25 protein-coding genes are annotated in these 26,106 nt (G+C 71.6%); 13 read left to right on the forward strand and 12 right to left on the reverse strand.

Going from position 1 to position 26,106, the window contains the following annotated elements:
- The first annotated feature begins 4 nt into the window (after positions 1 to 4).
- From BM339_RS07505 to BM339_RS07550, 9 genes are all read left to right on the forward strand, one after another.
- Positions 5 to 874 (forward strand): VOC family protein, encoded by an 870-nt coding sequence (locus BM339_RS07505; RefSeq protein ID WP_075020603.1) that lies wholly within the window; start codon positions 5 to 7, stop codon positions 872 to 874.
- Positions 874 to 1,635, forward strand: a complete 762-nt coding sequence (locus BM339_RS07510) for a 3-hydroxybutyrate dehydrogenase (protein ID WP_075020335.1) — start codon at positions 874 to 876, stop codon at positions 1,633 to 1,635. The genes BM339_RS07505 and BM339_RS07510 overlap by 1 nt, the downstream gene beginning before the upstream one ends.
- Positions 1,625 to 1,879 (forward strand): cysteine hydrolase family protein, encoded by a 255-nt coding sequence (locus tag BM339_RS52585; protein ID WP_081842848.1) that lies wholly within the window; start codon positions 1,625 to 1,627, stop codon positions 1,877 to 1,879. Before BM339_RS07510 ends, BM339_RS52585 begins: the two co-directional genes overlap by 11 nt.
- The gene (locus tag BM339_RS07520) at positions 1,880 to 2,662 is read left to right on the forward strand and encodes an alpha/beta fold hydrolase (RefSeq protein WP_075020336.1); all 783 of its coding nucleotides are present in this window, start codon (positions 1,880 to 1,882) and stop codon (positions 2,660 to 2,662) included.
- Complete coding sequence (locus BM339_RS07525) at positions 2,659 to 4,290, forward strand: FAD-dependent monooxygenase (RefSeq protein ID WP_075020337.1); 1,632 nt, start codon at positions 2,659 to 2,661, stop codon at positions 4,288 to 4,290. Before BM339_RS07520 ends, BM339_RS07525 begins: the two co-directional genes overlap by 4 nt.
- A gap of 21 nt (positions 4,291 to 4,311) precedes the next feature.
- Positions 4,312 to 6,414: a hydantoinase/oxoprolinase family protein gene (locus tag BM339_RS07530; RefSeq protein WP_075020338.1), complete on the forward strand. Its 2,103-nt coding sequence runs from the start codon at positions 4,312 to 4,314 to the stop codon at positions 6,412 to 6,414.
- Between the two features lie 11 nt (positions 6,415 to 6,425).
- Complete coding sequence (locus BM339_RS07535) at positions 6,426 to 8,750, forward strand: hydantoinase B/oxoprolinase family protein (RefSeq protein ID WP_075020339.1); 2,325 nt, start codon at positions 6,426 to 6,428, stop codon at positions 8,748 to 8,750.
- A 446-nt stretch (positions 8,751 to 9,196) separates the two neighbouring features.
- The gene (locus BM339_RS07545; protein WP_075020341.1) at positions 9,197 to 9,772 is read left to right on the forward strand and encodes a hypothetical protein; all 576 of its coding nucleotides are present in this window, start codon (positions 9,197 to 9,199) and stop codon (positions 9,770 to 9,772) included.
- 201 nt (positions 9,773 to 9,973) lie between these two features.
- The gene (locus tag BM339_RS07550) at positions 9,974 to 10,138 is read left to right on the forward strand and encodes a hypothetical protein (RefSeq protein WP_256255280.1); all 165 of its coding nucleotides are present in this window, start codon (positions 9,974 to 9,976) and stop codon (positions 10,136 to 10,138) included.
- Here the strand turns inward: BM339_RS07550 and BM339_RS07555 are convergent.
- The 6 genes from BM339_RS07555 to BM339_RS07580 all read right to left on the reverse strand — a co-directional run bounded on the left by BM339_RS07555 (position 10,126) and on the right by BM339_RS07580 (position 17,194).
- Complete coding sequence (locus tag BM339_RS07555) at positions 10,126 to 10,773, reverse strand: TetR/AcrR family transcriptional regulator (protein WP_021593126.1); 648 nt, start codon at positions 10,771 to 10,773, stop codon at positions 10,126 to 10,128. The two genes, BM339_RS07550 and BM339_RS07555, sit on opposite strands and share 13 nt — an antisense overlap.
- Before the next feature lie 159 nt (positions 10,774 to 10,932).
- Positions 10,933 to 12,051, reverse strand: coding sequence for a sugar ABC transporter substrate-binding protein (locus BM339_RS07560; protein ID WP_081842847.1), 1,119 nt, complete (start codon positions 12,049 to 12,051; stop codon positions 10,933 to 10,935).
- A 40-nt stretch (positions 12,052 to 12,091) separates the two neighbouring features.
- Entirely contained in the window at positions 12,092 to 13,168 is a 1,077-nt protein-coding gene (locus tag BM339_RS07565; protein ID WP_081842846.1) for an ABC transporter permease, read from the reverse strand.
- Positions 13,165 to 14,652, reverse strand: coding sequence for a sugar ABC transporter ATP-binding protein (locus BM339_RS07570; protein WP_021593129.1), 1,488 nt, complete (start codon positions 14,650 to 14,652; stop codon positions 13,165 to 13,167). Before BM339_RS07570 ends, BM339_RS07565 begins: the two co-directional genes overlap by 4 nt.
- Positions 14,649 to 14,942 carry a hypothetical protein gene (locus BM339_RS49670; protein WP_177287642.1) on the reverse strand — a complete coding sequence of 98 codons (294 nt, stop codon included), beginning with the start codon at positions 14,940 to 14,942 and terminating at the stop codon, positions 14,649 to 14,651. The genes BM339_RS07570 and BM339_RS49670 overlap by 4 nt, the downstream gene beginning before the upstream one ends.
- A 626-nt stretch (positions 14,943 to 15,568) precedes the next feature.
- The gene (locus tag BM339_RS07580; protein WP_256255254.1) at positions 15,569 to 17,194 is read right to left on the reverse strand and encodes an acyl-CoA dehydrogenase family protein; all 1,626 of its coding nucleotides are present in this window, start codon (positions 17,192 to 17,194) and stop codon (positions 15,569 to 15,571) included.
- 169 nt (positions 17,195 to 17,363) lie between these two features.
- On the opposite strand from BM339_RS07580, the gene BM339_RS07585 reads away from it, so the two are divergent.
- Positions 17,364 to 18,077, forward strand: a complete 714-nt coding sequence (locus tag BM339_RS07585) for a DUF1707 SHOCT-like domain-containing protein (protein ID WP_021595441.1) — start codon at positions 17,364 to 17,366, stop codon at positions 18,075 to 18,077.
- Here BM339_RS07585 and BM339_RS07590 read toward each other — a convergent pair.
- Genes BM339_RS07590 through BM339_RS07610 form a run of 5 tightly spaced genes read right to left on the reverse strand, consistent with a single transcriptional unit; the run spans position 18,074 to position 21,680 of the window.
- Positions 18,074 to 18,301 carry a hypothetical protein gene (locus BM339_RS07590; protein WP_021595442.1) on the reverse strand — a complete coding sequence of 76 codons (228 nt, stop codon included), beginning with the start codon at positions 18,299 to 18,301 and terminating at the stop codon, positions 18,074 to 18,076. The genes BM339_RS07585 and BM339_RS07590 overlap by 4 nt on opposite strands.
- A 38-nt stretch (positions 18,302 to 18,339) precedes the next feature.
- The gene (locus BM339_RS07595; protein WP_075020344.1) at positions 18,340 to 19,128 is read right to left on the reverse strand and encodes a sirohydrochlorin chelatase; all 789 of its coding nucleotides are present in this window, start codon (positions 19,126 to 19,128) and stop codon (positions 18,340 to 18,342) included.
- Positions 19,129 to 19,136: 8 nt separating this feature from the next.
- The gene (locus tag BM339_RS07600) at positions 19,137 to 19,847 is read right to left on the reverse strand and encodes a phosphoadenylyl-sulfate reductase (RefSeq protein WP_021599343.1); all 711 of its coding nucleotides are present in this window, start codon (positions 19,845 to 19,847) and stop codon (positions 19,137 to 19,139) included.
- Complete coding sequence (locus BM339_RS07605) at positions 19,844 to 20,011, reverse strand: hypothetical protein (RefSeq protein WP_021599342.1); 168 nt, start codon at positions 20,009 to 20,011, stop codon at positions 19,844 to 19,846. The genes BM339_RS07600 and BM339_RS07605 overlap by 4 nt, the downstream gene beginning before the upstream one ends.
- Positions 20,012 to 20,027: 16 nt before the next feature.
- A complete protein-coding gene (locus BM339_RS07610; protein WP_075020345.1) occupies positions 20,028 to 21,680 on the reverse strand; it encodes a nitrite/sulfite reductase in 1,653 nt (550 codons plus the stop codon).
- A gap of 703 nt (positions 21,681 to 22,383) precedes the next feature.
- Here BM339_RS07610 and BM339_RS07620 point away from each other — a divergent pair.
- The 3 genes from BM339_RS07620 to BM339_RS07630 are packed head-to-tail and all read left to right on the forward strand — an operon-like array spanning position 22,384 to position 25,360.
- Positions 22,384 to 23,550 (forward strand): YihY/virulence factor BrkB family protein, encoded by a 1,167-nt coding sequence (locus BM339_RS07620; RefSeq protein WP_021599339.1) that lies wholly within the window; start codon positions 22,384 to 22,386, stop codon positions 23,548 to 23,550.
- A 39-nt stretch (positions 23,551 to 23,589) separates the two neighbouring features.
- Positions 23,590 to 24,609 (forward strand): phosphotriesterase family protein, encoded by a 1,020-nt coding sequence (locus BM339_RS07625; protein WP_075020347.1) that lies wholly within the window; start codon positions 23,590 to 23,592, stop codon positions 24,607 to 24,609.
- A 34-nt stretch (positions 24,610 to 24,643) separates the two neighbouring features.
- The gene (locus BM339_RS07630) at positions 24,644 to 25,360 is read left to right on the forward strand and encodes a phosphoribosyltransferase (RefSeq protein WP_075020348.1); all 717 of its coding nucleotides are present in this window, start codon (positions 24,644 to 24,646) and stop codon (positions 25,358 to 25,360) included.
- Positions 25,361 to 25,701: 341 nt separating this feature from the next.
- Here BM339_RS07630 and BM339_RS07635 read toward each other — a convergent pair whose 3' ends face one another.
- A complete protein-coding gene (locus BM339_RS07635) occupies positions 25,702 to 25,998 on the reverse strand; it encodes a WhiB family transcriptional regulator (RefSeq protein WP_021600082.1) in 297 nt (98 codons plus the stop codon).
- Between the last annotated feature and the right edge of the window lie 108 nt (positions 25,999 to 26,106).

Raw genomic sequence — 26,106 nt, forward strand, 5'->3', positions numbered from 1 at the left:
CGGCGTGGGCATCAGGAAGCTGGGATACGTCGGGCTGAACGTCACCGACGTCGACGCGTGGACCGACCTGCTCGGCCGCACACTGGGAATCGGCGTCGCCCACGCCGAGTTCGGCGGGGACGAAGTCGTCCTGGCCGAACTCGACGAGTACAAGTACCGCATGGCGCTCTACCCCTCCACGGTGGACTCGCCACGAGAGCTGGGCTGGATCGTCGATTCGCCGCGCGAGCTCGACCGGCTCACCGAACGGCTGACGGACGCCGGCTTCCCCGTCGAAGAGGGGACCGCGGACGAAAAGGAGCTGCGCGGAGCCACGCATCTTCGCTGGTTCACCGACCCCGTCGGCTACCGCGTGGAACTGGCGATCGGCGAAACCAAGGCCCGCACCGCTGCCTCCAAACCGGCCGGTGGGTGGTCCGGCGCCACGGGCCTGGGCCACTTCGTCCTGGCCAGCCCCAAGCTCACCGAACTCCGCGAGCTCTACGCATCGGTGCTCGAGTTCAGGCTGACCGACTACCGCGCCCCCGGCCTGTTCTTCTACCGCTGCAACTCGACCCACCACAACATCGCGCTCGCGGCCGCGGAAACGCCGTCCATTCACCACCTCGAACTCGAGCACGGCTCGATCGACGACGTCGGCCGGGCCTACGACCGGGCCAAGGCCAACGGCGTCCCGATCTCGATCAGCCTCGGACGGCACAACAACGACAAGACCATCTCGTTCTACGTGCGAAATCCCAGCGGGTTCCACCTCGAAATCGGATGGGGCGGGATCCAGGTGGGAGAGGACTGGCTCCCGCATGATTTCGGGGTCCCGGACGTGTGGGGGCACCACCACGCCGACGCCAATCCCTTCGCGTCTCCGAGGTCGTGATGGGTACCCCTCCGGGGCCGGATCTTTCCGGTCGGCGTGCTCTGGTCACGGGAGCGGCGAGCGGCATCGGCGCGGCCGTCGCGACCCGGCTGGCGGGCCTCGGCGCCCATGTCGTGGTGTGCGACATCGACGAGGACGGCGCGGCACGGACGGCCGGGCGGATCGGCGGTGAGTTCCTGGCCATCGACTTGAGCCGGACCGCCGACCTGGCCGAGCGGGGATTCGAGGCGGACATCCTGGTGAACAACGCCGGTGTCCAGCACGTCGCGCCGGTCGAGCAGTTCGCCCCTGAGCGCTTCGCCTTCATGCTGCGGCTGATGCTGGAGGCGCCGTTCCTGCTGAGTCGCGCCGTCATTCCGCACATGTACGAGCGCGGCTGGGGACGGATCGTCCACATCTCCAGCATCCACGGCCTCCGGGCCAGCGCGTACAAGTCCGCCTACGTGAGTGCCAAGCACGGTCTCCTTGGGCTTTCGAAGGTGATCGCATTGGAGGGGGCGGCCAGCGGGGTCACGAGCAACTGTGTGTGCCCCGGGTACGTACGCACCCCACTGGTCGAGAACCAGCTGGCGGACCAGGCCGCAGTGCACGGCATGAGCACCGACCGGGTCGTCTCGGAGGTGCTGCTGGCGCGATCGGCGGTGAAACGCCTGATCGAGCCCGACGAGGTCGCGGCCGCGGTGGGGTACCTGTGCTCGCCGGAGGCGGCGTCCGTCAGCGGCACCCAGTTGACGCTCGACGGAGGCTGGAGTGCTTCCTGACATCTCGCAACGGCGTTCTTGCGGCTCGGCCCGGCAAGGCCAGAGGACACGGCGGCGTCACACGGACTTGGAAGTCATTTTGCAGGGACTTGGCGTGGGGACGGTGTTCCTCACCGGGTTGACGACCGAATGCTGTGTTCTCGGTACAGCCTGCGGTTCCTTGGAACGCGGATCCCGTTCCCCGGTCGTCGCGGACGCCGTGAACCGCGACCGCAATGCGCCCTGTTCATTGAGGAGGCTGTAGGTGACGGCCACATCGCAGGATGCCGTCCGGGCCGGCGCCGGACCCGTTCTCGTGCTGCTGCACGGAGGCGGGCCGGGGGTCGATGCCGCGAGCAACTGGGCGTCCGTGCGCTCCCGGATCTCGTCCGAGTTCCGCTGTCTCGTCCCCGACCTCCTCGGATTCGGCACGCAGATCACCGGCGCCGCAGCCCGCGGGCTGCGTGGGCCGGGGGCCTGGGCGCGGGCTCGCTCGCGGCAGATCCTGGATCTGCTCGATCGCCACGGCCTGGAACGCGTGCACCTCGTGGGCAACTCGGCCGCGGGCGGTGCCGCGGCGCTGGCCCTCATGACCGCGGCGCCCGGCCGGATCGGGCGCGCGGTCGTGATGGGAGGCGCGGGTACCGGGCCGCCGCCTCGCGCCGTTCCCTTCTACGACGAGCCGACAAGGGAGTCCATGCGCGCCACCTTGGGCCGTCTGGTCGCCGATGAGGGTCCCCACCGCGCGCTGCTCGACGAGCTCACCGACCTCCGGCTGGAGCAGGCCCTGCGCCCCGGCTCCGAGGCGGCGTTCCGGTCGATGTTCGCCGCCGGAGGCCCGCCCCCCGTCGATCCGGCCGGCATCGTCAACCCGGTCCTCGTCCTGCACGGAGAACGCGACCGGGTCTCAGCGGTCGAGGTTTCCGAGCGGCTCGCCGGCGCTCTGCCCAACGGCCGCCTGAAGGTGGTGGCCGGGGCCGGGCACTGGATCCACGTCGACCGGCCGGACGAGTTCTGCGGCCTGGTAGGGGAGTTCCTCGACCCATGACACAGGAGACGAACGGCCGAGCGGACCGGATCGACGTCCTGGTGGTCGGGGCGGGTCCCACCGGCCTCACCCTTGCCATCGACCTCGCACGGCGCGGCGTCGCGTGCCACGTCGTGGAGGCGGCCGAAGAGCGGGGCGTCAACCCCCGGTGCAACACCACCTCCGCCCGGTCGATGGAGATCTTCCGGCGGCTCGGGCTCGCCGACGACATCCGGCGGGCCGGGCTCCCCGCGGACTATCCCACGACGATCCAGTACCGGACGGCCCTGCGCGGCGAGGAGATCTTCCGCATCGACCTGCCCTCGGCCCGCGACGTGCTGGCCGGGGCCGGCAAGGAGGGCTGGCCGACGCCGGAGCCGCAGCACCGGATCTCGCAACTGTTCCTGGAGCCCATCCTGGAGAGGCACGCGCGGAGCCTCCCCGGGCTGACGCTCGAACGCGGCACCCGGCTGGTCGGCCTGCGGCAGCGGGAGGACCACGTCGAGGCGGTCGTGGAGACCGGCGGCACCACCCGGGTCCTGCGCTGCTCCTACCTGGTCGGCTGCGACGGCTCGCACAGCATGGTCCGCCGCGGGTTGGGGTTCCGCTACCAGGGCGTCGACGCGATACGGAAGTTCGTCTCGACCTTCGTCCGGTCGCCCGAACTGGGCCGGCTCGCCGCGCGGGACCGGGCCTGGACGTACTGGACCTACGGACGCGGGCAGTCCTCCCTGATCGCCATCGACGGGGACGAGCTGTGGCTCAACCACGTCGCCTTCGCGCCCGACCACGACACCGAGGGCGAGGACCCCGAACGGCTCCTGCGGGAGGCCGTGGGCGGGGAGGTCGAGCACGAGGTCCTCGGTGTGGTGCGCTGGACCGGACGCCGGCTCGTCGCCGAGCGGTACAACGAGGGAAGGGTGTTCCTGGCCGGGGACGCCGCCCACCTCTGGATCCCGGTCGGCGGGTTCGGCATGAACGCCGGGATCCAGGACGCGGCGACGCTGAGCTGGATGCTCGCGGCGGTCCGCCACGGGTGGGCCCCGCCGGACCTGCTGGCCGCGTACGAGAAGGAGCGCAAGCCGGTGGGGGAGCAGTTCGCCGCCGCGGTGGGCTCGGCCGCGCAGGCGTCCCTGGCGGACGTCTCTCCGGACGTCCACCTGCCGGGCCCGGACGGTGCGCGGGCCCGCGCCGCGCTCGCCGGCCGGCTGGCGGTGACGGAGCCGCACCGGTACTCGCCGGACGGGTTCAGCTTCGGCTACCACTACGCGAACTCGCCGCTGGTCGTCGGGGGCGCGGACCAGGCGGCCGTCAGCATGGGCGGGTACCGGGACCGGGCGCAGGCGGGTTTCCGGCTGCCGCACGTCTGGCTCGACGACGGCAGGCCGGTGCTCGACGTCCTCGGGCCCGACTTCACCCTGCTGCGGACCGACCGCACCGCCGGCGTGCGGCAGTGGGCCGACGCGGCAGGCGAGCTGGGGATCCCCCTCACCACGGTCGACCTCCCGGGGGACTGCGCCGGGCGCTATCCCACCCCGCTCCTGCTCGTGCGCCCGGACCAGCACGTCGCCTGGATGGGCGGGGCGGACGCCCGTCCTGAAGAGCTCTTGCGGACAGTCACCGGGCGGGTCGCCGCCCGCCAAGGGTAGAACGATCACCAGGAGAAGCACATGGCATACGCACTGGGCGTCGACGTCGGGGGCACCTTCACCGACGCCGTCGCCTCGGACGGGGCCGGCCGGATCGTGTCGGCCAAGACTCCGACGACCCCGCCGAACCGCGAGGCCGGTGTCATGAACGCGATCGAGGGCCTCGCCGGCGAGCTCGGCATCACCGTCGCCGAACTGCTCTCGCAGACGGACTACATCGCCCACGGCACGACGGCGTCGATCAACGCCCTCGTCCAGGGGACGGTGGCAGACGTCGGGCTCATCGCCACGAAGGGCCATCGGGACGCGATCTACATCATGAACGCCGAGGGCCGCACGCTCGGCCGGTCGGCCCACGAGATCCAGGACACGCTCCGGCAGCGCAAGCCCGCGCCGCTGATCCCGAAGTACCGGGCCCTGGAGGTCACCGAGCGGATCGACCACGCCGGCAAGGTGCTGGTCCCGCTCGACGAGGACGAGGTCCGCCGGGTCGCGCGGTCCCTCGTGGAGCAGGGGGTCGAGGCGATCGCCGTCTGCCTGCTGTGGTCGTTCAAGAACGGAGCCCACGAGCAGCGCGTCCGCGAGCTGATCCACGAGATCGCGCCGGACCTGTACGTCACGCTCTCCTCGGAGGTCAGCCCGCGCATCCGCGAGTTCGCGCGGACCTCGACGACGGTCATGAACGCACAGGTGGGGCCGCGGCTCCGCACCTACCTGACCCCGCTGCAGAGGCATTTGGAGGAGGGCGGGCTCAAGGGGCCACTGCTGGTCATGCAGAGCGAGGGCGGCACCATCACCGCCGACCGGGCTCCGGAGCACGCCATCACCACGGTCGGTTCCGTGCTGTCCGGCGGGGTGATCGGCGGGATGCGCCTGGCCGGGCAGCTCGGGCACCGCAACATCATCACCACCGACGTCGGCGGCACGACCTTCCTCGCGGGACTGATCGTCGACGGGGAGCCGGTGATGGCGCCGGGGTCCATCGTGAACCAGTTCCCGATCAACGCGGCGACCATCCGCGTGCACACCATCGGATCGGGCGGCGGGGCACTCGCCTCCGTGGACGCCGGCGGTAACCTGCGCCTCGGCCCGCAGAGCGCCGAGGCCGTCCCCGGCCCCGCCTGCTACGGCAACGGCGGCACGCGGCCCACGAACACCGACGCCAACCTGGTCCTCGGCATCCTGAGCGAGCGCGGCCTGCTCGGCGGACGCCAACCGCTCCGGTCCGACCTGGCGCGGGAGGCCATCCGCGAGCATGTGGCCGAGCCGCTCGGCCTGACGGTCGAAGAGGCGGCCATCGCCATCCACGAGGTCCAGAACGCGCAGGCGGGGGACCTCCTGCGCCGGGCCGTCGTGCAGGCCGGCCACGACCCCCGGGACTTCGTCGCCTACGCCTTCGGCGGCGCCGGACCCGCCCACTGCGCCGGCTACTGCCGGGACCTCGGGGTGAGCGAGGTCGTCGTGCCGCTCGGTCCCGTCGCGTCCGCCTTCTCGGCGTTCGGGCTCGCGGCGTCGGACGTCGCGCTGAGCGCGGAGCTCTCCGATCCCTCCCCCTTCCCCGTCGACCGGACGGTGCTCGGGGCGCACTACTCCCGGCTGGAGGCCGAACTGCGGGGCGCGCTCGACCGGCAGGAGGTGAAGTTCCACGACGTGACGCTGCAGCGCGAGGTCGACCTGCGCTACTCGATGCAGGTCACCGAGCTCGCGACGCCCGTCCCGGACGCGGAGTTCTCCGAGCGCACCGGCGAGGAGATCCTCCAGCGCTTCGAGGAGCAGTACGAGCGCATCAACGGCAGCGGTGCCGGCTACCGCGAGGCGGGCGTGCAAGCGATCACCTACCGCGTGCGGGCCAAGGCGGGCCTCGGCTTCCCGGTCGTGCTGCCCGAGGTTCCGGAGTCCGACGGACCGGACCCCGCGGCGGCCCTGCTCGGGGAGCGCTCCGTCTGCCTCGACTCGCAGATCGGCTTCGAGACGACCCCCGTCTACGACTACGCCCGGCTGCGCGCGGGCCATGAGCTCGTCGGACCGGCGATCGTCGAGGTGCCGACCACGGTGGTCGTGGTCCCCGCCGGGGTCACCGGCCGCGTCGACCGCCTCGGCAACCTCGTGCTGAGCTACCAGTGAGGACGGCTTCCATGACATCCACGATCCCCGGGGCGGACGAGTTCACCAGCAGGCCCCTTCCCCGTGCGGAACTGCTGCGCCAGATCTCCCCCGCGCTGCCGCTGCACGACGTCGACGACGACCGGGCGGACCGGGTCGACGCCCTGACCTACGAGGTCGTCCGGCACCGGCTCTGGGCGATCACCCAGGAGATGGGGGAGACGCTGCGGCGGATGTCGGGCTCGCACGTCGTCACCGAGTCCAACGACTTCAACTTCTCCATCTGCGACGAGCTCGGCGAGCAGGTCCAGGTCGGCACCTACAACATCGGCCTGATCGGCTCCATGGACCTGGCCATCACGTGGACGTTGCGCAACCGCGGCGACAACCCCGGGATCGGCGAGGGCGACATGTTCCTGTGCAACGACCCGTGGATCGGCGGCGGACTGCACCAGAACGACGCCGCGATCCTGGCGCCGATCTTCCATGACGGCAGGCTGTTCGGCTGGACGACGGCCATCGCGCACCAGGTCGACCTGGGCGGACCGCGCCCGGGCTCCTTCAGCCCGTCGGCTCGGGACGTGTTCGGCGAGGCGCTCCCGACGCCGCCGATGAAGGTCGTCCGGGACGGGGTGCTGCAGCGGGACGTCGCCGACGCCTGGGTCCGGCGCTCGCGGCTCCCGCACCTGGTGGGGCTCGACCTGCGGGCCAAGATCGCAGCGAACAAGAACGCGGCCGAGCAGATCCTCCGGCTCATCGCCAAGTACGGCGCGGACACCGTCAAGATCGTGATGCGCCGGATGATGGACGACGCCGAGCGCCGGCTGCGGGCCAAGCTCGCCACCCTGCCGGACGGGACCTGGACCGCGGTCGGCTACCAGGAGCAGTCGCGGACCGGCGACCGCGACCTGCACCCGATCAAGGTCGCGATGACCAAGGAGGACGACCGGCTCGTCTTCGACTTCCGCGGAACCGCCGGGCAGACCGGCGTCATCAACTGCCCCTACCCGGGACTGCGCGCCGGGATCGTCTTCACGATGCTGCCCCTGCTGGCCGGGGACATCCCGTGGGCCGCCGGCGGGCTGATGCGCTGCTTCGAGATCGTCACCGACGAGGACACCATCACCAACGCGTCCTTCCCGGCCGCGGTCGGGAAGGGGCCCTTCGGCCCCGCGTGGGGATCGGGCAACCTCGTCGCCGAGGTACTCGCCAAGATGCTCGACGCCGAACCCGGCCACCGCGGTGACGTGCAGTCGATCTGCAACGGCACCACCGACCTGTGCGTGGTGTCCGGGGTGGACGTCCGAGGCGGTGGGAGCAAGGGCTTCGTGTCGCCCGTCTTCGACGTCATGGCCGGCGGATACGGTGCGCAGGTGTACCACGACGGTGTCGACACCGGCGGCCGGCTCATCATCCCCTCGGCGCGGGCACCTGACGTCGAGATGACCGAGTACCTCTACCCTCTCGTGGCCCTGTGGCGCCGCGAGCAGACCGACTCCGGCGGGCCGGGCCGGCAGCGGGGCGGGATGAGCGGCTCGGTCTGCTACGTGCAGCACCCGGACCAGAAGGGGACGATGCACCTGGTGGTCTCCGGAACCGGCAAGGTCGCCAACCAGAACGTCGGCCTGGCCGGCGGCTATCCGGGCAACTCCCAGCTCGACCTGGTGGTGCGCGGCATCGACGTGCCGCAGCTCGCCGGTGCGTCCGCCATCCCCGCCGATCTGGACGAACTCGGCGGCGAGAGCGAGGTGCTCCCCTGCGAGGGGGAGTCGGCCTTCGACCCCGGCGACGCGCTCTACCTGCACTGGCAGGCGGGCGGCGGGTACGGAGACCCCCTGCTCCGCCCGGCCGGGAACGTGCGCGACGACGTCCGGCAGGCCCGGGTCTCGGCAGCGGCCGCGCGGGACGTCTACGGCGTCGTCTTCAGGGAGGACGGTGAGGTGGACGTGACCGCGACCGACGAGGCGCGCCGGAAGATCCGGCACCGGCGCGCGTCCGGTGCCGGACTGCCGGGCGCGGAGCCCGAGCCGATCGGCACCCTGGATCTGGCGGGGATGCGCCGGCTCGACGACAACCTCGCCGTCCTGGAGACGGCGGAGGGCGGGGTGGTCGTGTGCGTCCACTGCGGCACCCGCATCGGGCCGCTGGCCCGCGGCGCGTTCGTCGCGGCCCTGGCGCGCCGCGACGCGCACCCGACCGAAGCGGGTCCGCACATCTGGCACGACCCGTCGGAGTACGTCGACGCGGAGGTGGTCTTCCGGCAGCTCTTCTGCCCGGGCTGCCTGACCGCGGTCAACTCCCGCGTCGTCCCCGCCGACCATCCGCTCCCCCAAGACGAGTACCGGAACTGGGCCTGACCCAGGACCGCGGCGCGCCGCCCTGCCGAATGATCTTTCAAGAACGGAGGTTCTCGCTGATCGACCGGCGATGTCGCCGCCTCCGCTCGGCGGCGCGCCCGGATGCGGATGGTCGGGGCCGGAGTATTCGGAGGCGGCGTTCAGGAACGCGCATCCCCGGAACCCGGGGGACCGGATGTCCTGCGCGATGGACTCGCTGAGGGCCCGGACGGTGCCGGCCGCCGGCAGCCCGCGGGAGACGGCGTCGTCCGCCTGAGCGCGCGTGGCCCGGTCGACCTCGCTCAGATAGGCGAGGACGAGGTCCTCCTTGCCGGGAAGTAGCGGCCCGCGTCACCTGCGCCTCGGCGACGATCCGGTCGATCCCGACCGAGTGGATCCCTCCGTACCGACGCTGCCGTGCAATAGACAGAACGTTCGTTTTACCTCCTAGGTCGAAAGGGACCACTGTGACCACCATCGCTTCGAACAGCATCGCCGGGACTGCTTTCAGCCTGCGGCGGCTGTACTTCGCCCGCTTCGGATTCGCCGTTGTCTGGGCCCTCGTGATGTTCACGACCGCCTCGGATCTGGGTCCGCTCGCGGTCACCCTGCTCGTGCTGTATCCGCTGTTCGACACGGCCGCCGCAATCGTCGACGCCCGCGCGTCGCGCCGCACCGGCTCGCCCGTGCTGCTGTACGTGAACATCGCGGTCAGCCTGCTCACCGCGGTCGGCGTGGCCGCCGCCTGCGCGTCCGGCATCCCGGCGGTCCTGCGCGTGTGGGGCGCCTGGGCGGTCGTGGCCGGGCTGGTCCAGCTGATCGTGGGCGTCACCCGCCGCACGATGGGCGGCCAGTGGCCGATGATCATCAGCGGTGCCGTCTCCGTGCTCGCCGGCGGCTCGTTCATCGTCGGTGCCTCCGCGGATGACCCGACGCTGACCAACGCGGCCGGTTACGCCATTCCCGGCGGCATCTTCTTCCTGATCTCGGCGATCCGTCTCGGCCGGGCCGCGAACGGGGGCCGGCACAGCGTCAACCCCTGAACGGCCGAGGATCCGGAACCGCTGCCGGGCGGGCAGGCCATGACCCCGTACGTGAACGGGCCGTCCAGGCCGTCCTCGGCGGGATCGGTGACGGACGCCTGGTGCCTGGCTCACGGTCGATGACACCCTGCGGGTCGTCGGGGAGGACGGGCACCGATCGGCGACGGGTGGCTGTACGCCGCCGGTGAGGACCGGAAGGTCATCGTCGGTTTCACGCTCGCCGGTCCCGAGGTCGCCGAACTGCTACAGGCGGCGACGATCGCGGTCGTCGGCGGGATCCCGCTGGACCGGCTGTGGCGCGCTGTTGCGGCCTACCCCACCGTCAGCGAGGTGTGGCTCCGGCTGCTTGAGGCCTACGGCCGCTGACCGGCTCCGGCGGAGCCGCGCTGCTCCGCAAGACCGCGGACCAGGGCGATGAACGGTGCGACCTGCGAACTGTAGGTCAGACCGTCGAGGCTGTTGGTCGCAGACAGGCCGTCCGTCAGGGCCCGACCGAGCACGGCCAGTTGTTCGACGAGGGCCTCGTCGTCCTTGCCGCCATCCGGCGCGAAGATGGGCGTGAGCGCTTCCACCCAGGAAAGGTGAGCGTAGTCGCGGATGCGGCGCACGGTCTCCTGCACCGCCGCGGCGTCCTTGTGCGGGCCCACGCTGATGACAAGCAGGAGGCGAAGGTAGTCGGGCCTCTCGTCGAGGGACCTGCACGCCGCCGTGAACCATGCTTCGAGCCGTTCGAGCGGCGCGAGGTGGTCGAACGACGACGGGCTGGGGAACAGGGCGTGCAACTCCTCGAATGTGCGTTCGAGGAGAGACGCCAGAACGCCGAGCTTGTTTCCGAAGTGGTAGTAGATCGAGCTGGGCGGGAGCCCGGTCTGCGCGCACAGATCCGAAATGGCCATGCCGTCGTACCCTTTTTCGGCGATGAGGGCCCGCGCCGCGTTCAGGACGGCCGCGCGGCTGTTCTCACCGACGGTGGCCGTCGCAGAGCGGGATCCCCTCACCATGCGGCCATGATAGGGCCGCCCCGTCACCACTGCCTACCGAGCTGATCGAGTGGTGCGCGCACTCCAGAGGCCGCTGGCACGGGAAGGGCGGCCTCCGCAGCGGGACCTTGCCGGGTGGCCGGGCCGACCGTGGAAGGCCGTCCTCCGGTCGGGGTCACCCTATTTGCCCCACAGTGCCGTGAATCGACGTGCGGTGTCCGGATACGCGGCGAAGCCGCGCGCAGGATCGAAGGTGACGTCCTCCGGGCGGAGGAATTGCTGCCCCAGCGCCTCGCCATTGAGCACGTTCTGCTGGAGCTTCTGCTTGATGATGAGGCGGGCGGCGGTGTCGATGGCCGTCCAGGCCAGGGTGTTGAGGTCCGCTCCCAACTCCACGGTCGTCTGCTTGTCCTTCAGATATTGCAGGTTGGTCGGCAGCGGGTTGGCGCCGACGATCTGAGTGTTCTGCAGATTCGCGACCTTGAGGCGGGCGGGCAGGCCGGTGGCGGCCGCCGACGACTGGAAGACGATCGCGTCGGTGTCCGGATTCGCCCGCAGGTCACTCACGATGCGTTCGGGGGCCTTGTTGCCGACCTCGGCGATCGGGATTTGCACGACCCGGGCGGTGCAGGCTGGACACAGCTCTTTGAGCTCGGTCTCGAAGCCGCGCCGGACGGCGGTTCCATAGGCGAGCTCGTTGTGCACGTACAGCACCGCGTGGACCGCCTTGTCGTTGTTGGCGACCAGATAGGCGGCCTGAAGCCGGCCCTGCTTTTCGAACGCCGCTGCACCGTTCGGCTGGATCAGCCCGGAATCGGGTCCGGCGACCGTGCCCAGGGAGACCACCGGGATACCGGCGGCCACGAGCTGCTTGCGCTGGTTGTCCCAGAGCGCCGGGTCGATGGCGGTGTTGATGACCGCGGCGGGACGTTGCTGGACGACCGTGCTGAAGGCGCTCTGCACACCGCTGGCCGACGTGCCCGCACGGACGGCGTACAGCGTGACGCCGAGTTCCTTGGCCGCGGGCTGCATCAACTTGTACATCAGCGACACCAGGGCATTGCCGTTGTCGACGTACGCGATGCGAGTGCCGGCCGGGACCGGCGCGGCGAGCTTTTCGGTGATGGGGAACTCGCTCGGCTTACCGATGAGCGGCGTGACGATGGCCTGTGCCTTCTGCCGCGCACTGTCTGGAATGGCGGCGGACGCGTTGGTGCCGCTGCCGCCGCAGCCGGTCAGGAATGTGAAAGCCGCCAGCATGGCCGTGCTGCCGCCGAATGCGAGCATACGTGGTCTCATGGTTGTTCCTTCGTTTCGGAGGAGGGGTGGAAGAGGGATGTCAGCCGGCTGCGGGCGTGCGGGATTTCCGCGTACGGTCGGCGGATTTCCGCAGCCTGGTGACCGCGACCGCGAGAAGCAGCGCGACGCCGTTGAAGAGTTCGGGGATCCAGACCGGCGCGCCGGCCAGCTGGAGCCCTTTGACGCCGGTCGCGAGGACGTACACCGCGACCACTGTGCCGAGCACGTTGAAGCGGCCGTTGCGGAACTGCGTGGAACCGAGGAAAGCGGCCGCGAACGCCGGCAGCATGTAGCCGGGGCCGACCGTGGGGTCGCCGGTCGCCAGTGACGAGCTGAGCAGGACACCGGCGACGGCGGCGAGCAACGAGCCGGCGACCATGCTGAGGATGACCACCATGTCGGTGCGCACGCCGGCCAGCCGCGCCGCGTTGGCGTTGCCCCCGGTCGCGTGGACGGCGCGGCCGAGGTGTGTGTTGTCGAGGACGTACCAGACGGCGACGGCGAGCACGACCATCAGGTAGACCGCCGTCGAGATCCCGAAGACCTCATGAGTGGCGACCTTCTGGAAGTCACTGCCGAGGTCGGTGATCTGGGCGTCGTGCGAGATCCAGGAGATCGCCGCCAGGATGACCGAGCTCATGCCGAGCGTGGTGATGAACGAGCTGATCTTCGCCTTGACGATGAGCAGGCCGTTGATCAGGCCCACGCCCGCGCCGACCAGCAGGGTGCCGCCGACGGACGCCCAGAGCCCGAGGTCCTGGAACGCCAGCAGCCACGCGACGATGATGGCGCCGAGGCCCAGCTGCGACCCGATCGAGAGATCGAAGGCCCCCGCCGCGAGCGGGATGACGAGCCCGATCGCCAGGATCGCGGTCAGCGCCTGGTCGGTGAGGATGACCCGGACGGTCTCCAGCGTCGGGAAGGTGTCCGGCGTCAGGATCGAGAACAGCACCACCATCGCGGCGAAGATGTAGATCGCGCTGATGTTGCGGAACGCGAGGGTGCGCCGCAGATCACGCCATACGCGGTGGGGTGCCGGGGGACTGGTGACGGACATGCGCTCGCGCTCTCCTGTGCTCGTTCCGGTCGGTTCCGGGGTGATGCGTACGCCGCTCATGCGCGCACGCTCGCGGTGAGGATCCGGGCCTCCGTGAGCTCGTCCCCGGCGAGCTCCTCGCCGACCACTCCGTCGTCCAGGACCAGGACGCGGTCGCACAACTCCGCGAGCTCCTTGGCCTCTGAGGAGGCGACGAGCACGCCCGTGCCCGCAGCGGCCGTCTCGGCGATCAGCTGGTGGATGACCGATTTGGCGCCGACGTCCACGCCCTGGGTCGGCTCCTCCAGGAGCAGCAGCCGCGGTCGCGTCCGCAGCCACTTGGCCAGGACGACCTTCTGCTGGTTGCCGCCGCTGAACCGGGACAGCTCCATCGTGGGCACCGCCGGGACCACACCACAGGTGGAGAACCACGTCGCCGCCTCGCGGGCTTCGTGTCCCTTCCGCAGGCGACTCCACCGGCTCTCCGCCCCGGGTACCCGCACGGTCATCAGGTTCTCCGTGGCGGTCATGGTCATCACGGCGCCGTCCTGGTGCCGATCTCCCGGCACGAAGGCCGCGCCGCGGCGGACGGCCTCCCGCAGGTCGCCGGGGTCCAGGGGGTGATCGGCCAGCTCGACCGTGCCGGCGCTGCGCCGCCGGCCGCCGAAGATCGTGGCGCAGACCTCGTCCCGCCCGGACCCGAGGATGCCCGCCACGCCGACGATCTCGCCGGCGTGCACGGTGACGTCGAGGTCGACGATCGATCGGCCCGCAAGGCCGCGTACACGCAGCACCGGCTTCCCGTGTCCGGTGTCCCGGCGCCCCAGGGCGTCGAGGGATCCGCCCGCGACCAGCTCCACCAGTCCCGCATAGTCGACCTCTGCGCGGGGCAGGTTGCCGACGATCCGCCCGTTCCGCAGTGCCAGGACGGTGTCCGCGACACCCAGCACCTCGTCCAGCCGATGCGAGATGAAGAGCACACCGGCCCCGCGCTCGGCCACCCGGCGGACGACCGCCATCAGCCGGTCGACCTCCGCGCCGTGCAGGGCGGCCGTGGGCTCGTCGAGCACCAGCAGCATGTTCTGGTCCTGGTGCCAGCCGCGCAGGGCGCGGGCGATGGCGACGATCGTCCGTTCCGCCGGTGAAAGCTCCCGGACTTCGGCGTCGACGTCGATGTCGATGCCGAACCGTGCGGTGAGTTCGCGGGCCACCCGTCGCTCGGCCGCCCTGCGCAACGGCAGCCACGGTGCCCGGTCGCGTCCGCCGCCGAGCCCCAGGTTCTCCAGGGTCGACATCGTCTCGACCAGGCCGAGGTCCTGGTGGATGAACCGCAGCTCGGTGGGCGGCCCCGGCTCGCCGTGGGGGTCGATCGTGCCGCTGTCCGCGGTGTGGAAGCCGGCCATGATCTTGACCAGCGTGGACTTGCCGGACCCGTTGTGCCCGACCACCGCCAGCACCTCGCCGGCGTGGATCGTCAGGCCCACGCCGTCCAGCGCGCGGGTGGCACCGAAGGACTTGGTCAGCCCCTCGATTCGCAGGAGCACCCGGCTCTGCCCGGCCGTCATGCGAACGACCGGACGACTCGGGCGACCACCGGGTGATCGACCGGCGCGACGCGGGAGTGGGCGGCGGTCAGGCAGGCCGGGCAGAACAGGCGGAAGAAGACGGTCTCGGCGTCGGTGCCGGCCGGCGGATCTATCCATACCGGAGTGCCCGCCTTCTCGACGGGCGCATCCCGGCGGGACTGCGACCAGGTTCCGTCCGCGAACGGCCCGACCATCGCGCCGCAGTGACCGCCGCCGACCGAGGCGCCGGTTGCTGTGCCACTTACATCGGTCACTGGTGTATATGCCATTGGTTCTTCTCCTGTTGCCCTCAGAGCGCCGCTCGCTTTCGGGAGGCGGGAAGCGAGGCGCCGGCCGATCAGGGCGCCTGGGGGCGGGGCCGAGGACGGCACCGGGCGGGTGCCGCCGGCTCCCGGCCAGGCGATGTGCTGGTCGAGACGGACGAGAGTGAGGTCGGCCGGAAGCGTTCCGGCCACTGTCACGGCAGGTCGAGCACGGCGAGGGGTGCGCCGAGCCCGGTCACGGCCCGCCATGGGTTCTTCTGTATGTAGCGTTCGCTACATTACCCGGCGGAGTGACCGCTGTCACTAGTGGATCCGTCGCAGATTTGGCCACGATGAAGCTCACAGGCCTGACCGTCGGCTTTGGGCTCAGCCGGGGAAGATGAGCGGACCGCCGCTTGAGGCCGGGTCCCGGCACCTGCGGAACGCTGCGGAGCGCCGCCGCGCTTGCCCTGCCGTCACCACCATGACAACGGCATCCGCCCCCGCTCGCAGGCCGGATGGACCTTGGCCGACAACCCGCCGCGGGAGCCTGCCGGCGCGGGAGCGTCCCGCCGGGCGGTTCGCGCCGCTGGCCGCCATGCTTGCGTGCTCCAGCGGCGTGCTGGTGGGGCCCGCATGATCGTGGAGTCGCTTCAGCCGAGTTTTGGGGTGGTGCGGGCGATGATCGGGGCGAGGTCCAGGCCTGGGGGGAGGGTGCCGAAGGCGGTGCCCCAGTCGCCTGCGAGGCGGGTGGCGCAGAAGGCGTCCGCGACGGCCGGGTGGCCGTGTCGCACCAGCAGGGACCCCTGCAGTGTCAGTGCCAGGCGTTCGACGACGCGGCGGGCGCGGAGTTCGATGGTCGCCAGGTCGCCGAGGGAGGTCTTGACCTCGCGGACGGCGGCGTCCAGCCGTCGGTCGGCGCCTGCGGCGCGCTCGATCTCGTCGAAGAGCGCCTCAACGGTCTGCGGCTCCTTGGCCATCGCCCGCAACATGTCCAGCGCCGCGACGTTGCCGGAGCCCTCCCAGATAGAGTTGAGAGGGCTCTCGCGGAACAGGCGCGGCATGCCGGACTCCTCGACATAGCCGTTGCCGCCCAGACACTCCAGGGCCTCCGCGGCGTGGGCGGGCCAGCGCTTGGTGATCCAGTACTTGCTGATGGCCAGGCCGAGGCGCTTGAGGGCGGTCTCGGCCGCGTCCCCGCGCACCGAGCGGTCAGTGGCGCCCGCGAGGCGCAGCATCGTGATGGTGGCGGCCTCGGACTCGATCGCGAGGTCGGCGAGGACGTTGCGCATCAGCGGCTGGTCGATCAGGTAGCCGCCGAACGCCTTGCGGTGCGCGGCGTGGTGCGCCGCGGACGTGACGCCGTGCCGCATTCCGGACGCCGCGCCGATCACGCAGTCGAGCCGGGTCATGTTGACCATCTCGATGATGGTGCGGACCCCGCGGCCCTCGTCGCCGACCCGCCAGGCGACCGCGTTCTCGTACTCCACCTCCGAGGACGCGTTCGACCTGTTGCCGAGCTTGTCCTTCAGGCGCATCAGCCGGAGGGGGTTCAGCGTGCCGTCCGGCAGGACGCGGGGGACGAGGAAGCACGTCAGGCCGCCGGGCGCCTGCGCGAGCGTGAGGAACACGTCGCACATCGGGGCGCTGGTGAACCATTTGTGGCCGACGAGCCGATAGGTTCCGTCCGGCTGCGGGGCGGCATGCGTGGTGTTGGCGCGGACGTCGGAGCCGCCCTGCTTCTCGGTCATGGACATGCCGGCCAGCAGCGCGTTCTTGGTGAGCGGGGCGCGGAGCCCGAAGTCGTACTCCGGCTTGACCAGGAGCGGTTCGTACTGCGCGGCGAGCTCGGGGGACTGCCGCAGGGCGGGGACGGCCGCGTACGTCATCGAGATGGGGCAGCCGTGCCCCGCGTCCACCCGCCAGGTGTAGAACTTCGCGGCGCGGGCGACGTGCGCGCCCTCGCGTGAGTCGGACCAGGCGGAGCCGTGCAGGCCGTGCGTCACCGCCACGGTCATCAGCTCGTGCCACGCCGGGTGGAACTCGACCTCGTCGATCCGGTGCCCGTAGCGGTCATGGGTGCGCAGGACGGGCGGGTGCTCGTTCGCGAGCCGCCCCCGTTCCTGCGCCCGCTCGGTGCCCGCCAGCCGGCCGAGCGCCCGCACCTCGGCCTCGGCCCAGCCGCCGCCCTCGCGCGCCAGGCCGTCCAGCAGGACCGCGTCGTCGGCCACGTCGTGCCCGGCGAGCGGCGGAACCTGGTTGAAGACCTCGTGCGTCACCCTGCCGCTCCCTGTCACCCGACGTTCAACCGCAGGATACAGAACCGTGTTCGGGCAAGAAACGATCATGCCTCCGGGGAGGTCGGGAGGTCCATCCTCCTCAAGGGGTGGGGCGATCTCGTTCCCGCGGCGGATTGTCCGGCGGCGCCAGGGGCATACCTTCGGAACCATGAGTCAGTCCAGTCCGCACCCCGAGCGGCCCTGCCCGAGCCGCCCGCTGGACCGGCGGCAGGACGCTCCCGAGCCCTCCGAGCACCTGGACGCCACCGGCGCGCCCGGTGCCGCGCCCGACGCGATCCGCGCGTCCGACGCCGAGCGGGAGGCCGTCGTGGAGCGGCTGCGGATCGCCTCCGTCGAGGGACGGCTCACCTTCGAGGAACTGACCGAGCGCAGCGAGGCCGCCTACGCGGCCGTCACCCGCGGCGAGCTGGAGCACATCACCGCCGACCTGCCCGGCCTGGGGGCGCCCGGTGCCTGCCCCGCGCCCGTCCAGGTCAAGCGCCGCTTCAGCGCCGTCATGGGCGACTGCAAGGAGCGCATCGTCGGCCGCATCGACGGCCCGCTGGAGGCGGTGTCGGTGATGGGCGACGTCGAGCTCGACCTGCGCGGCGCCCAGGTCCCGAGCGGCGAGGTGCACATCTCCGCGACCGCCGTGATGGGCGACGTGAAGATCATCGTCCCGGACGGCGTCAGCGTCGAGCTCAGCGGCCACAACTTCCTGGGCGACCGCAAGGTGGCCGTCCGGGAGCCGCACCCCGGCGCCCGCGTCCCGGTCGTCAAGGTCACCGCGCACGCCGTGATGGGCGATGTCAAGATCGTCGACGACGAGCACCACGCCCCGCTGCGGCGCGCCATCACCACCTGGTGGAAGGACCGCCACTAGCCCGGCGATCGGCGGGAGTCGTCGTGTCGCTCGGCCTTGCGCACGCCCTCCTCGTCCGGCGGGAGGGTGTCGGGGTGCTCGGTCTCCACGCCCGGCGTACCGGTGCCGCTGGTCTCCTCCCCGTCCGGGACGGTGCGGCCGCGGGCGTCGGAGCGCCGGTTCACGGGGGCGAACTCGCGGTCGTGCGTCTCGCCGGGCTCGTGGCCGGGATCATCGCGTTCCATGGCACCCCGCATACCCGGGCATGCGGGGCCCGAACGTCTCAGACGGCCGTGGCGGCGCGGACGGCCCGCAATGCCTCGGCGTAGCGGTGCACGACGAGATCGGCGACCTCGGGGGCCGCGCCGAGCACGGGGGAGACCACGTCCGCGCCGGCGGTCAGGGTCTCCTCGCGGACCTTGTCGGCGAAGAAGCCCGGCGCCAGGAAGTAGGACGCCACGGCCACCCGCGGCGCGCCCGCGTCGCGCAGCGCCGCGACCGCCTCGCCCGGCTTCGGGCCGGCCGCCGACGCGTACGCGGGCACCACGTCGCGCCACCCGCGCGCCCGCCAGCCGCGGGCCAGGCCCGCGATCGTGGCGTTGGCGGACGCGTCGCTGGAGCCCGCCGAGACGAGCACGACGGCCGTGTCCGGATCGCCGGGCTCGACGCCGGCGTCGCGCAGGCGGCGCTCCAGGGCGTCCATCAGCAGCGGGTGGGGGCCGAGGGTGCCGGCCGTCCGCAGGCGCAGCCTCGGATGCAGGCCGCGCACCCGGTTCAGCACGCCCGGGATGTCGGTCTTGCTGTGGTAGGCGGCGGTGAGGAGCAGCGGCAGCACGACCGCGCCGGGCGCACCGTCCTCCAGCCCCCGCCCGCCACCATTCAATGGACGAGCTCCGCTCGGCCGACTCTGCCGGGCCAGGCCGTCCAGCACCCGGTCGGGCGCGGGCGGCGCGTGGTCCAGGAACGAGGCGTGCACGGGCACGTCCGGGCGGCGGGCCCGGACGGCGCCGAGCAGCTCGGTGACGGTGGCGGCGGCGCGGGGATCCCTGCTCCCGTGCGCCACCGCGACCATGGGGACGCTCACAGGTGGATGCCGCACTCGGTCTTGCCCAGCCCGGCCCAGCGGCCGCTGCGCGGGTCCTCGCCGGGCGCCACCGGCAGGGTGCACGGCTCGCAGCCGATCGAGGGGTACCCGTCGTAGTGCAGCGGGTTGATGATGACCCCGTTGTCCTCGATGTAGTTGTCCATGTCCTCCTGGGACCAGTCCAGGATCGGGTTCACCTTCACCATGCCGCGCTTGCGGTCCCACTCGACCACCCTGCGGTCGCGGCGGCTCGCGGTCTCGTCCCGGCGGATGCCGCTGAACCAGGCCATGTAGCCCTCCAGCGCGCGGCCGAGCGGCTCCACCTTCCGCAGGTGGCAGCACAGGTCCGGGTTGCGGCCGAACAGCCGGGGGCCGAGCGCGGCCTCCTGCTCCTCGACCGTGCGGGACGGGGCGACGTTGATGACGTTCACCGGGTACACGGCCTCGACCGCGTCCCGGGTCCCGATCGTCTCGGCGAAGTGGTAGCCGGTGTCGACGAACAGCACGTCGATGCCGGGCTTGACCTTCGACACCAGGTGGATCAGCGCCGCGTCCGACATGGACGAGGTGAGGCAGATACGGTCGCCGAACGTGGCGGCGGCCCAGCGGATGACCTCCAGCGTGGGCGCGCCCTCCAGCGCGGCGGCGGCCGACTCGACGATGTCTTCGAGGTCAAGGGTAGGTCTGTCGGTCTCCAGCAGGGTCACCGAGGGATCTCCTTGCTCGCGGTGCGGGGAGCCCCGACACCGAGGAATTTCAGCGTGAAAGAGCGGAGGCAGTCGGGGCAGAACCAGGAGCCGTGCTCCTCGCGGGGCTCCAGGTTCTCCTCGCCGCAGTAAGGGCAGTAGAACGGCGCCATGCGCTCGCTCATCGGTCTCCGCCCGCCCTTACTTGAGGTCGGCGTCGTCGGCGCGGTGCACCCATTCGGCGAACGTCTCGCCGTCGGTGCGCTGCGCGTCGAACTTGCGGACGACCCGTTCGACGTAGTCGGTGAGCCCGGCCGAGGTGGTCTTCAGCCCGCGGACCTTCTTGCCGAACGACGCGCCGAGCTGCCCGCCGAGATGGATCTGGAAGCCCTCGACCTGGTCGCCGTTCTCGTCCACGACCAGCTGGCCCTTCAGCCCGATGTCGGCGACCTGGATGCGGGCGCAGGCGTTCGGGCAGCCGTTGACGTTGATCGTCAGCGGCTGGTCGAAGTCGGGGAGCCGCTTCTCCAGCTCGTCGATCAGGTCCATCGCGCGCTGCTTGGTGTCGACGATCGCGAGCTTGCAGTACTCGATGCCCGTGCACGCCATCGTCTGGCGGCGGAACGTGGACGGCCGCACCTGCAGGTCGTGCTTCGCCAGCTCGTCGGCGAGCGCCTCGGTGTTCTCCTCCGGGACGTCCAGGATGACCATCTTCTGCTCGATGGTCGTCCGGACCCGGCCCGAGCCGTAGCGCTCGGCGAGGTCGCCGATGACGCCGAGCAGCTCGCCGTTCACCCGGCCCACGCGCGGGGCGAACCCGACGTAGAAGTTCCCGTCCTTCTGCGGGCGGATGCCGACGTGGTCGCGGCGGGCGAGCGGCGCGGCCGGCTCGGGGCCGTCCGGCAGCGCGAACCCGAGGTACTCCTTCTCCAGCACCTCGCGGAACTTCTCCGCGCCCCAGTCCTTCATCAGGAACTTCAGCCGCGCGCGACTGCGCAGCCGCCGGTAGCCGTAGTCGCGGAAGATCGACGTGACGCCGTGCCACACCACGCTGGTCTGCTCCGGCTTCACGAACACGCCGAGGCTCTGCGCGAACATCGGGTTGGTCGACAGCCCCCCGCCGACGTACAGCGCGTAGCCGGTCTCGCCCGCCTCGTTCACCACGCCCACGAACGCGATGTCGTTGATCTCGTGGACGGTGCAGTGCGCGGTGCATCCCGACAGCGCCGTCTTGTACTTGCGCGGCAGGTTGGAGAACTCGGGCGAGCCGATGTACTTGTCGTGGATCTCGCGCAGGTCGGTGGTCGCGTCGATCACCTCGTCGGCGGCGATCCCCGCGAGCGGGCAGCCGATGATGGTGCGCGGGACGTCGCCGCACGCCTCCATCGTGTGCAGCCCGACCGTCTCCAGGGCCTCCCAGATCGCCGGGACGTCCTCGATCCGCACCCAGTGCAGCTGGACGTTCTGCCGGTCGGTGATGTCGGCGCTGCCGCGGGCGTACCGCGTGGAGATGTCGGCGATCGTGCGAAGCTGCGGGCCGCTCAGCTGGCCGCCGTCGATCCGCACCCGCATCATGAAGTAGCGGTCCTCGAGGTCCTCGTCCTCCAGCGCGCCGGTCTTGCCGCCGTCGATGCCGGGCTTGCGCTGGGTGTACAGGCCCATCCAGCGGAAACGGCCGCGCAGGTCGGCCGGGTCGATCGAGTCGAAGCCGGTCTTGGAGTAGATGTCGATGATGCGGCGGCGGACGTTCAGGCCGTCGTCGTTCTTCTTGTTCTCTTCGTTCTTGTTGAGCGGTTCCCGGTAACCGAGGGCCCACTGGCCCTCGGCCTTCTTGCGCTTGATCGCGGGTGGCACGGCGCGCGTCCTCGTCTGTGATCGTGAGGGACGCGTAGCGCACCGGCGCTCTGAGGCAGCCGGCTCGACGCTGAGCAGGATGAAGTCAAAGGTGACGCCGATGCGCCACGCGCCCGGCTGAGCTGGGGCGTGGTCGGGGCGTCAGCGACAGATCGCGCTGCGGACGCGGAGGAAGTCGACGTGCCGGCGCTTGGCCAGCAGCGGGTCCGCGGCAGTCATACTCGAACTCTGACATGACGTCTCGCGGGCTGTCCAGCCGCGTCCGGCATGCGGACGGGTGAGATTCGTCATCCCTGCCGCCTCCAGTTCACCGGAGGCTCGCCGTCCCGGCCGGTCGCGGGCCCGTCGTCGCGGCGCTCGTCGCCGGGCGTCGCGGGCTCCGGGCGATGCTGGCAGTCGCACCAGGACCCGCCACGGCACTCCTCGTGGCGGTGCTCTCGGCACGACGGGCAGATCATGTCTCCCATTGTCACCCATAGAGGCAAATGCCCGGATCATCCGGTGGCCGGACGAGGACGATCATGATCCGGATGACGTTCCGCGGCGTCAAAGCGGGTATGGGCAGGGAGACGTGCGGAGGCCGGGCGGCGGGACTGCGGATCGGCGGGACGGGGGAGGCGATCGGCGCGCCACGCGCGAAGCGGACCAGTGAAATGGGCGAGGCGGCATGTTCCGGGCGCGTAACGCTCTACGGTGGGGTGGTGTGACCACCGTCTCCGACGCCGCCGGCGTCCCACCCGCCGGGGACTCGGGCGCCGAGGAGGGCCGCGACGGCCCCGATCCGGGCGTGCGCGCGGAGCCCGGCGTGCGCGAAGAGCCGGACGTGCGCGAAGAGCCGGACGTGGACGCACGTGAAAAGCCGGACACGCGGGAAGAGCCGGACGCACCCGAAGAGCCGAGCCTGGGCGAACGGGCGCTCGCGCGTTCCCGCGCGGCCGCGCGGGCGGCACCCGGGGTCGCGTGGACCCTGACCAAGGGCACCGCCGTCGGCGCGTTCCGCTACCGGGTGACCGGCCTGGCCGCCGAGGCGGCGTTCTTCGCGCTGCTGTCCCTGCCGCCCCTCGTCATCGGGCTTATCGGCACGATGGGCCACCTGCGCGGCCTGTTCGACAGGGAGACCGTGGCGGACATCCGCAACTGGGTGATCGAGCAGGCGCAGACCGTACTGACCGGGCCGGCCGTCGACTCGGTCGTCGAACCGCTGATCGACGACGTGATCAAGGGCGGGAGTCCCGACATCGTGTCGGTCAGCTTCCTGATCTCGCTGTGGGCGGGGTCGCGGGCGACGAACGTCTACGTCGACACGATCACGATCGCCTACGGGCTGTCCGGCGTGCGCGGGGTGATCCGCACCCGGCTGCGCGCGTTCTTCCTCTACCTGGTCGGCCTGCTCGTTATGCTGATCGTCATCCCGCTGCTGGTGGCCGGCCCCACGCTGGTGCGGCAGGTGCTCCCGGAGAGCGCCGCCGCGGTCCAGTTGCTGTACTGGCCGGTGGTGGTGAGCCTGTCGATCATCTTCCTCTCGCTGCTGTACCACGTGAGCATCCCGGTGCGGACGTCCTGGTGGCGCCAGGTGCCCGGCGGCGTGCTGGCGCTGCTGATCTGGATCGTCGGCAGCTTCAGCCTGCGGCTCTACCTGGCCGGGTCGCTGAGCGGGGTGTCGGTGTACGGCCCGCTGGCCGCCTCGATCGCGGTCCTCGCCTGGCTGTACGTCGCCGCGCTCGCGGTGCTGATCGGGGCCGCGCTGAACGCCGAGATCGACCGGCTGTGGCCGAGCGGCGACACCGCCCGGGTGCGCGCCCTCCGTGACGCGGAGGACGCGCCGGAATCCCCTGACCAGGGGCCCGCGGGTAAAAACAGCCTCGATTGAGGTCCTGAAAAGGGCAAACATGTCGTACCCTCGCGTGGCATGACCCCCCGTGAGGACACCGGCCGGCTCCGGACCGTGACCGGCACGATCGCGACGTCCGACATCACCGGGCCGGTGCTCTCGCACGAGCACCTGCAGATGGACCTGCGCTGGCCGGCGCGCCCGCAACTCGCGGCGTCCGACCCGGGCCGGTGGCTGGACGAGGAGAAGGCCGTCCAGCGGGAGCTGTCCGGGCTGCGCAAGGAGCACGGCCTCGGCCTCGTCGTCGACCTGACGTGCTCGGGCATGGGACGCAACGCCGCCGCGCTCGCCCGGATCAGCGCGGGCGCCAGGGTCGCCGTGGTCGCCGGGACGGGCGTGTTCACCGAGCCGTTCCACCCCGCGTTCGTCCGCGAGACCCTCGCCGCCGCCACGGCGGTTCATTCTGGGGGGACGACCCCCCAGAATGAGCATTGGGGCCCTTCCGCCGTCGACCGCCTCGCCGAGCGGCTGCTCGCCGAGGTCGGCTTCGGCATGGACGGCACCAACTCGCTGCCGGGCGTCATCGGCGAGATCGGCACCTGGGGCGAGGCGCCCACCGAGACCGAGGAGCTGTGCCTGCGCGCCGCCGCGCAGGCCGCCCGCTACTCGGGCCTGTCCGTCGCGACGTACGGGCGGGCGGGCCTCGCCCAGCTGGAGATCCTCACCGGCGCCGGGCTCGCCCCGGAGCGCGTCGCGGTCGGCCAGCAGGACCGGGTGGACGACCCCGGCCAGCACCGCAAGATCGCCGAGACGGGCGGCTACGTCTCGTTCGGGACGCTCGGCCTCGCCGGCGACGGCAGCGCCTCCGTAGGCGCCCGCGTCCGCTGCGTGCTGGACCTGCTGGAGGCGGGGCACGCCGACCGGGTGCTGCTCAGTACCGGCGTCTCGCGCATGGCGCAGGTCACCCGCTACGGCGGCTCCGGGTACGGGTACCTCTTCGACACGTTCCTGCCCGCCCTGCGGGCGGCCGGCGCCGACGACGCCACGCTTCGCACGATCCTGCGAGACAACCCGCTGCGGTGGCTCACCGGTTCCTGAGTGGGTAGGGATCACCCCGGAAGGGGGTGAGCCGATGTCCTGGGACAAGACAGCACCCGGAGACTTCCAGCAGGCGCAGACCGTCCGGCTCCCCTACGCCGACCGCGCCGAGGCGGGCCGCGTGCTCGCCGAGCGCCTCGCCCCGATGGGGCTGGACGGCGCCGCGGTCCTCGCGCTGCCGCGCGGGGGCGTGCCCGTCGGTTACGAGATCGCCCGGCGCCTCGGGTCCCCGCTGGAGGTGCTGGTGACCCGCAAGATCGGGTATCCGCCGCAGCCGGAGCTCGGGGTCGGCGCGATCGCCGAGGGCGGCGCCCCGGTGTTCGACGCCGAGCTGCTGGCCCGGCTCGGGCTCCGCGAGGAGGACCTGGCCCGCACGGTGGAGGCCGAGCGCGCCGAGCTGGCGCGCCGCGTGGCCGCCTACCGGCACGGCCGCCCGCTGCCGGAGACCGCCGGACGCCCGGTGGTCGTCGTGGACGACGGGCTGGCCACCGGCGGCACCGCCCGCGCTGCCGTGCGGGCGATGCGCGAGCGCGGCCCGTCGCGGCTGGTCCTCGCGGTGCCGGTGGGGGCCGCCGAGACGGTCCGGAGCCTGCAGCCGGAGGTGGACGACCTGGTGGTGCCCGCGGCGCCGTGGGAGTTCCGGGCGGTGGGTCAGTGGTACCGCGACTTCGACCAGCTCACCGACGACGACGTGATCGCGTGGCTGGACCGCGGCCGGCGGCCGGCCGGAGGGGCGCCGGGGACGGCCTGAACCGCGGGCGCGAGAGGGCGTCCCGAGGCCGTCCCGAGGGCCTGCCGGGGGGTCCCGAGGGCGGGCCGTCCCGGCGGCGGACGCCGGGTCCGGGCCGAATGGCGTCCGCGCGAATTCCCGAAAATTGGCCACGGCGCGATGCCCGATGCGGTAAAAGGCGGCCGCGCGGTATGTCGTGGCACGATGTGTCAAGCCGTAACGCACATGTGACGAACGGGCCGGGCCCGGCCGGGAGGGACCGGGCCCGGGCAACGCAAACGGCCCCGCGGGGCGGGGCCGTGACGTTTCAGGTGGCGTGCCGGGGATCGCGATGGGAGCGTTCTGGCGGCCTGCGTTCTCGGTTAGGCGGCGTTGGCGCGGCGCATCCGGCGACGGCGCTCGGACGCGCGCTCGTCCTCGTTCAGGCCGCCCCAGGTGCCGTACTTCTCGGGCCTGGACACCGCGTAGTCCAGGCACTCCGTGCGAACGGGGCAGCCCATGCAGATCTGCTTGGCCTTGCGCTCGCGGATCTCGCGCTCGGGCTGGCGTTCGCCGTCGGGACCGAAGAAGAGGACGAGGTCTTCCCCCCGGCACGCCGCGGCGTCCTGCCAGCCCCAGCTGGGACGAGGGAGGTTTGCCTGCCGACGTACCTGAGCCATGGAACACCCACCTTGATTGGTTTCGAACAAATTCGGGACATGGACGCTCGACGTACTTCAGATGACATGAGTCAGAAGCGCCGAAAGTTCCAACGTCTGGAGTTGCCG

The sequence above is a fragment of the Actinomadura madurae genome (genome assembly GCF_900115095.1).
GTDB lineage: Bacteria > Actinomycetota > Actinomycetes > Streptosporangiales > Streptosporangiaceae > Spirillospora > Spirillospora madurae.

Coding starts and splice junctions, on each gene's coding strand:
- BM339_RS07510 (WP_075020335.1), top strand. CDS start 874: ATGGGTACCCCTCCGGGGCCGGATCTTTCCGGTCGGCGTGCTCTGGTC.
- BM339_RS07525 (WP_075020337.1), top strand. CDS start 2,659: ATGACACAGGAGACGAACGGCCGAGCGGACCGGATCGACGTCCTGGTG.
- BM339_RS07530 (WP_075020338.1), top strand. CDS start 4,312: ATGGCATACGCACTGGGCGTCGACGTCGGGGGCACCTTCACCGACGCC.
- BM339_RS07535 (WP_075020339.1), top strand. CDS start 6,426: ATGACATCCACGATCCCCGGGGCGGACGAGTTCACCAGCAGGCCCCTT.
- BM339_RS07555 (WP_021593126.1), bottom strand. CDS start 10,773: ATGGTGAGGGGATCCCGCTCTGCGACGGCCACCGTCGGTGAGAACAGC.
- BM339_RS07560 (WP_081842847.1), bottom strand. CDS start 12,051: ATGAGACCACGTATGCTCGCATTCGGCGGCAGCACGGCCATGCTGGCG.
- BM339_RS07565 (WP_081842846.1), bottom strand. CDS start 13,168: ATGAGCGGCGTACGCATCACCCCGGAACCGACCGGAACGAGCACAGGA.
- BM339_RS07570 (WP_021593129.1), bottom strand. CDS start 14,652: ATGACGGCCGGGCAGAGCCGGGTGCTCCTGCGAATCGAGGGGCTGACC.
- BM339_RS49670 (WP_177287642.1), bottom strand. CDS start 14,942: ATGGCATATACACCAGTGACCGATGTAAGTGGCACAGCAACCGGCGCC.
- BM339_RS07585 (WP_021595441.1), top strand. CDS start 17,364: ATGAGTCAGTCCAGTCCGCACCCCGAGCGGCCCTGCCCGAGCCGCCCG.
- BM339_RS07590 (WP_021595442.1), bottom strand. CDS start 18,301: ATGGAACGCGATGATCCCGGCCACGAGCCCGGCGAGACGCACGACCGC.
- BM339_RS07595 (WP_075020344.1), bottom strand. CDS start 19,128: ATGGTCGCGGTGGCGCACGGGAGCAGGGATCCCCGCGCCGCCGCCACC.
- BM339_RS07605 (WP_021599342.1), bottom strand. CDS start 20,011: ATGAGCGAGCGCATGGCGCCGTTCTACTGCCCTTACTGCGGCGAGGAG.
- BM339_RS07625 (WP_075020347.1), top strand. CDS start 23,590: ATGACCCCCCGTGAGGACACCGGCCGGCTCCGGACCGTGACCGGCACG.
- BM339_RS07630 (WP_075020348.1), top strand. CDS start 24,644: ATGTCCTGGGACAAGACAGCACCCGGAGACTTCCAGCAGGCGCAGACC.
- BM339_RS07635 (WP_021600082.1), bottom strand. CDS start 25,998: ATGGCTCAGGTACGTCGGCAGGCAAACCTCCCTCGTCCCAGCTGGGGC.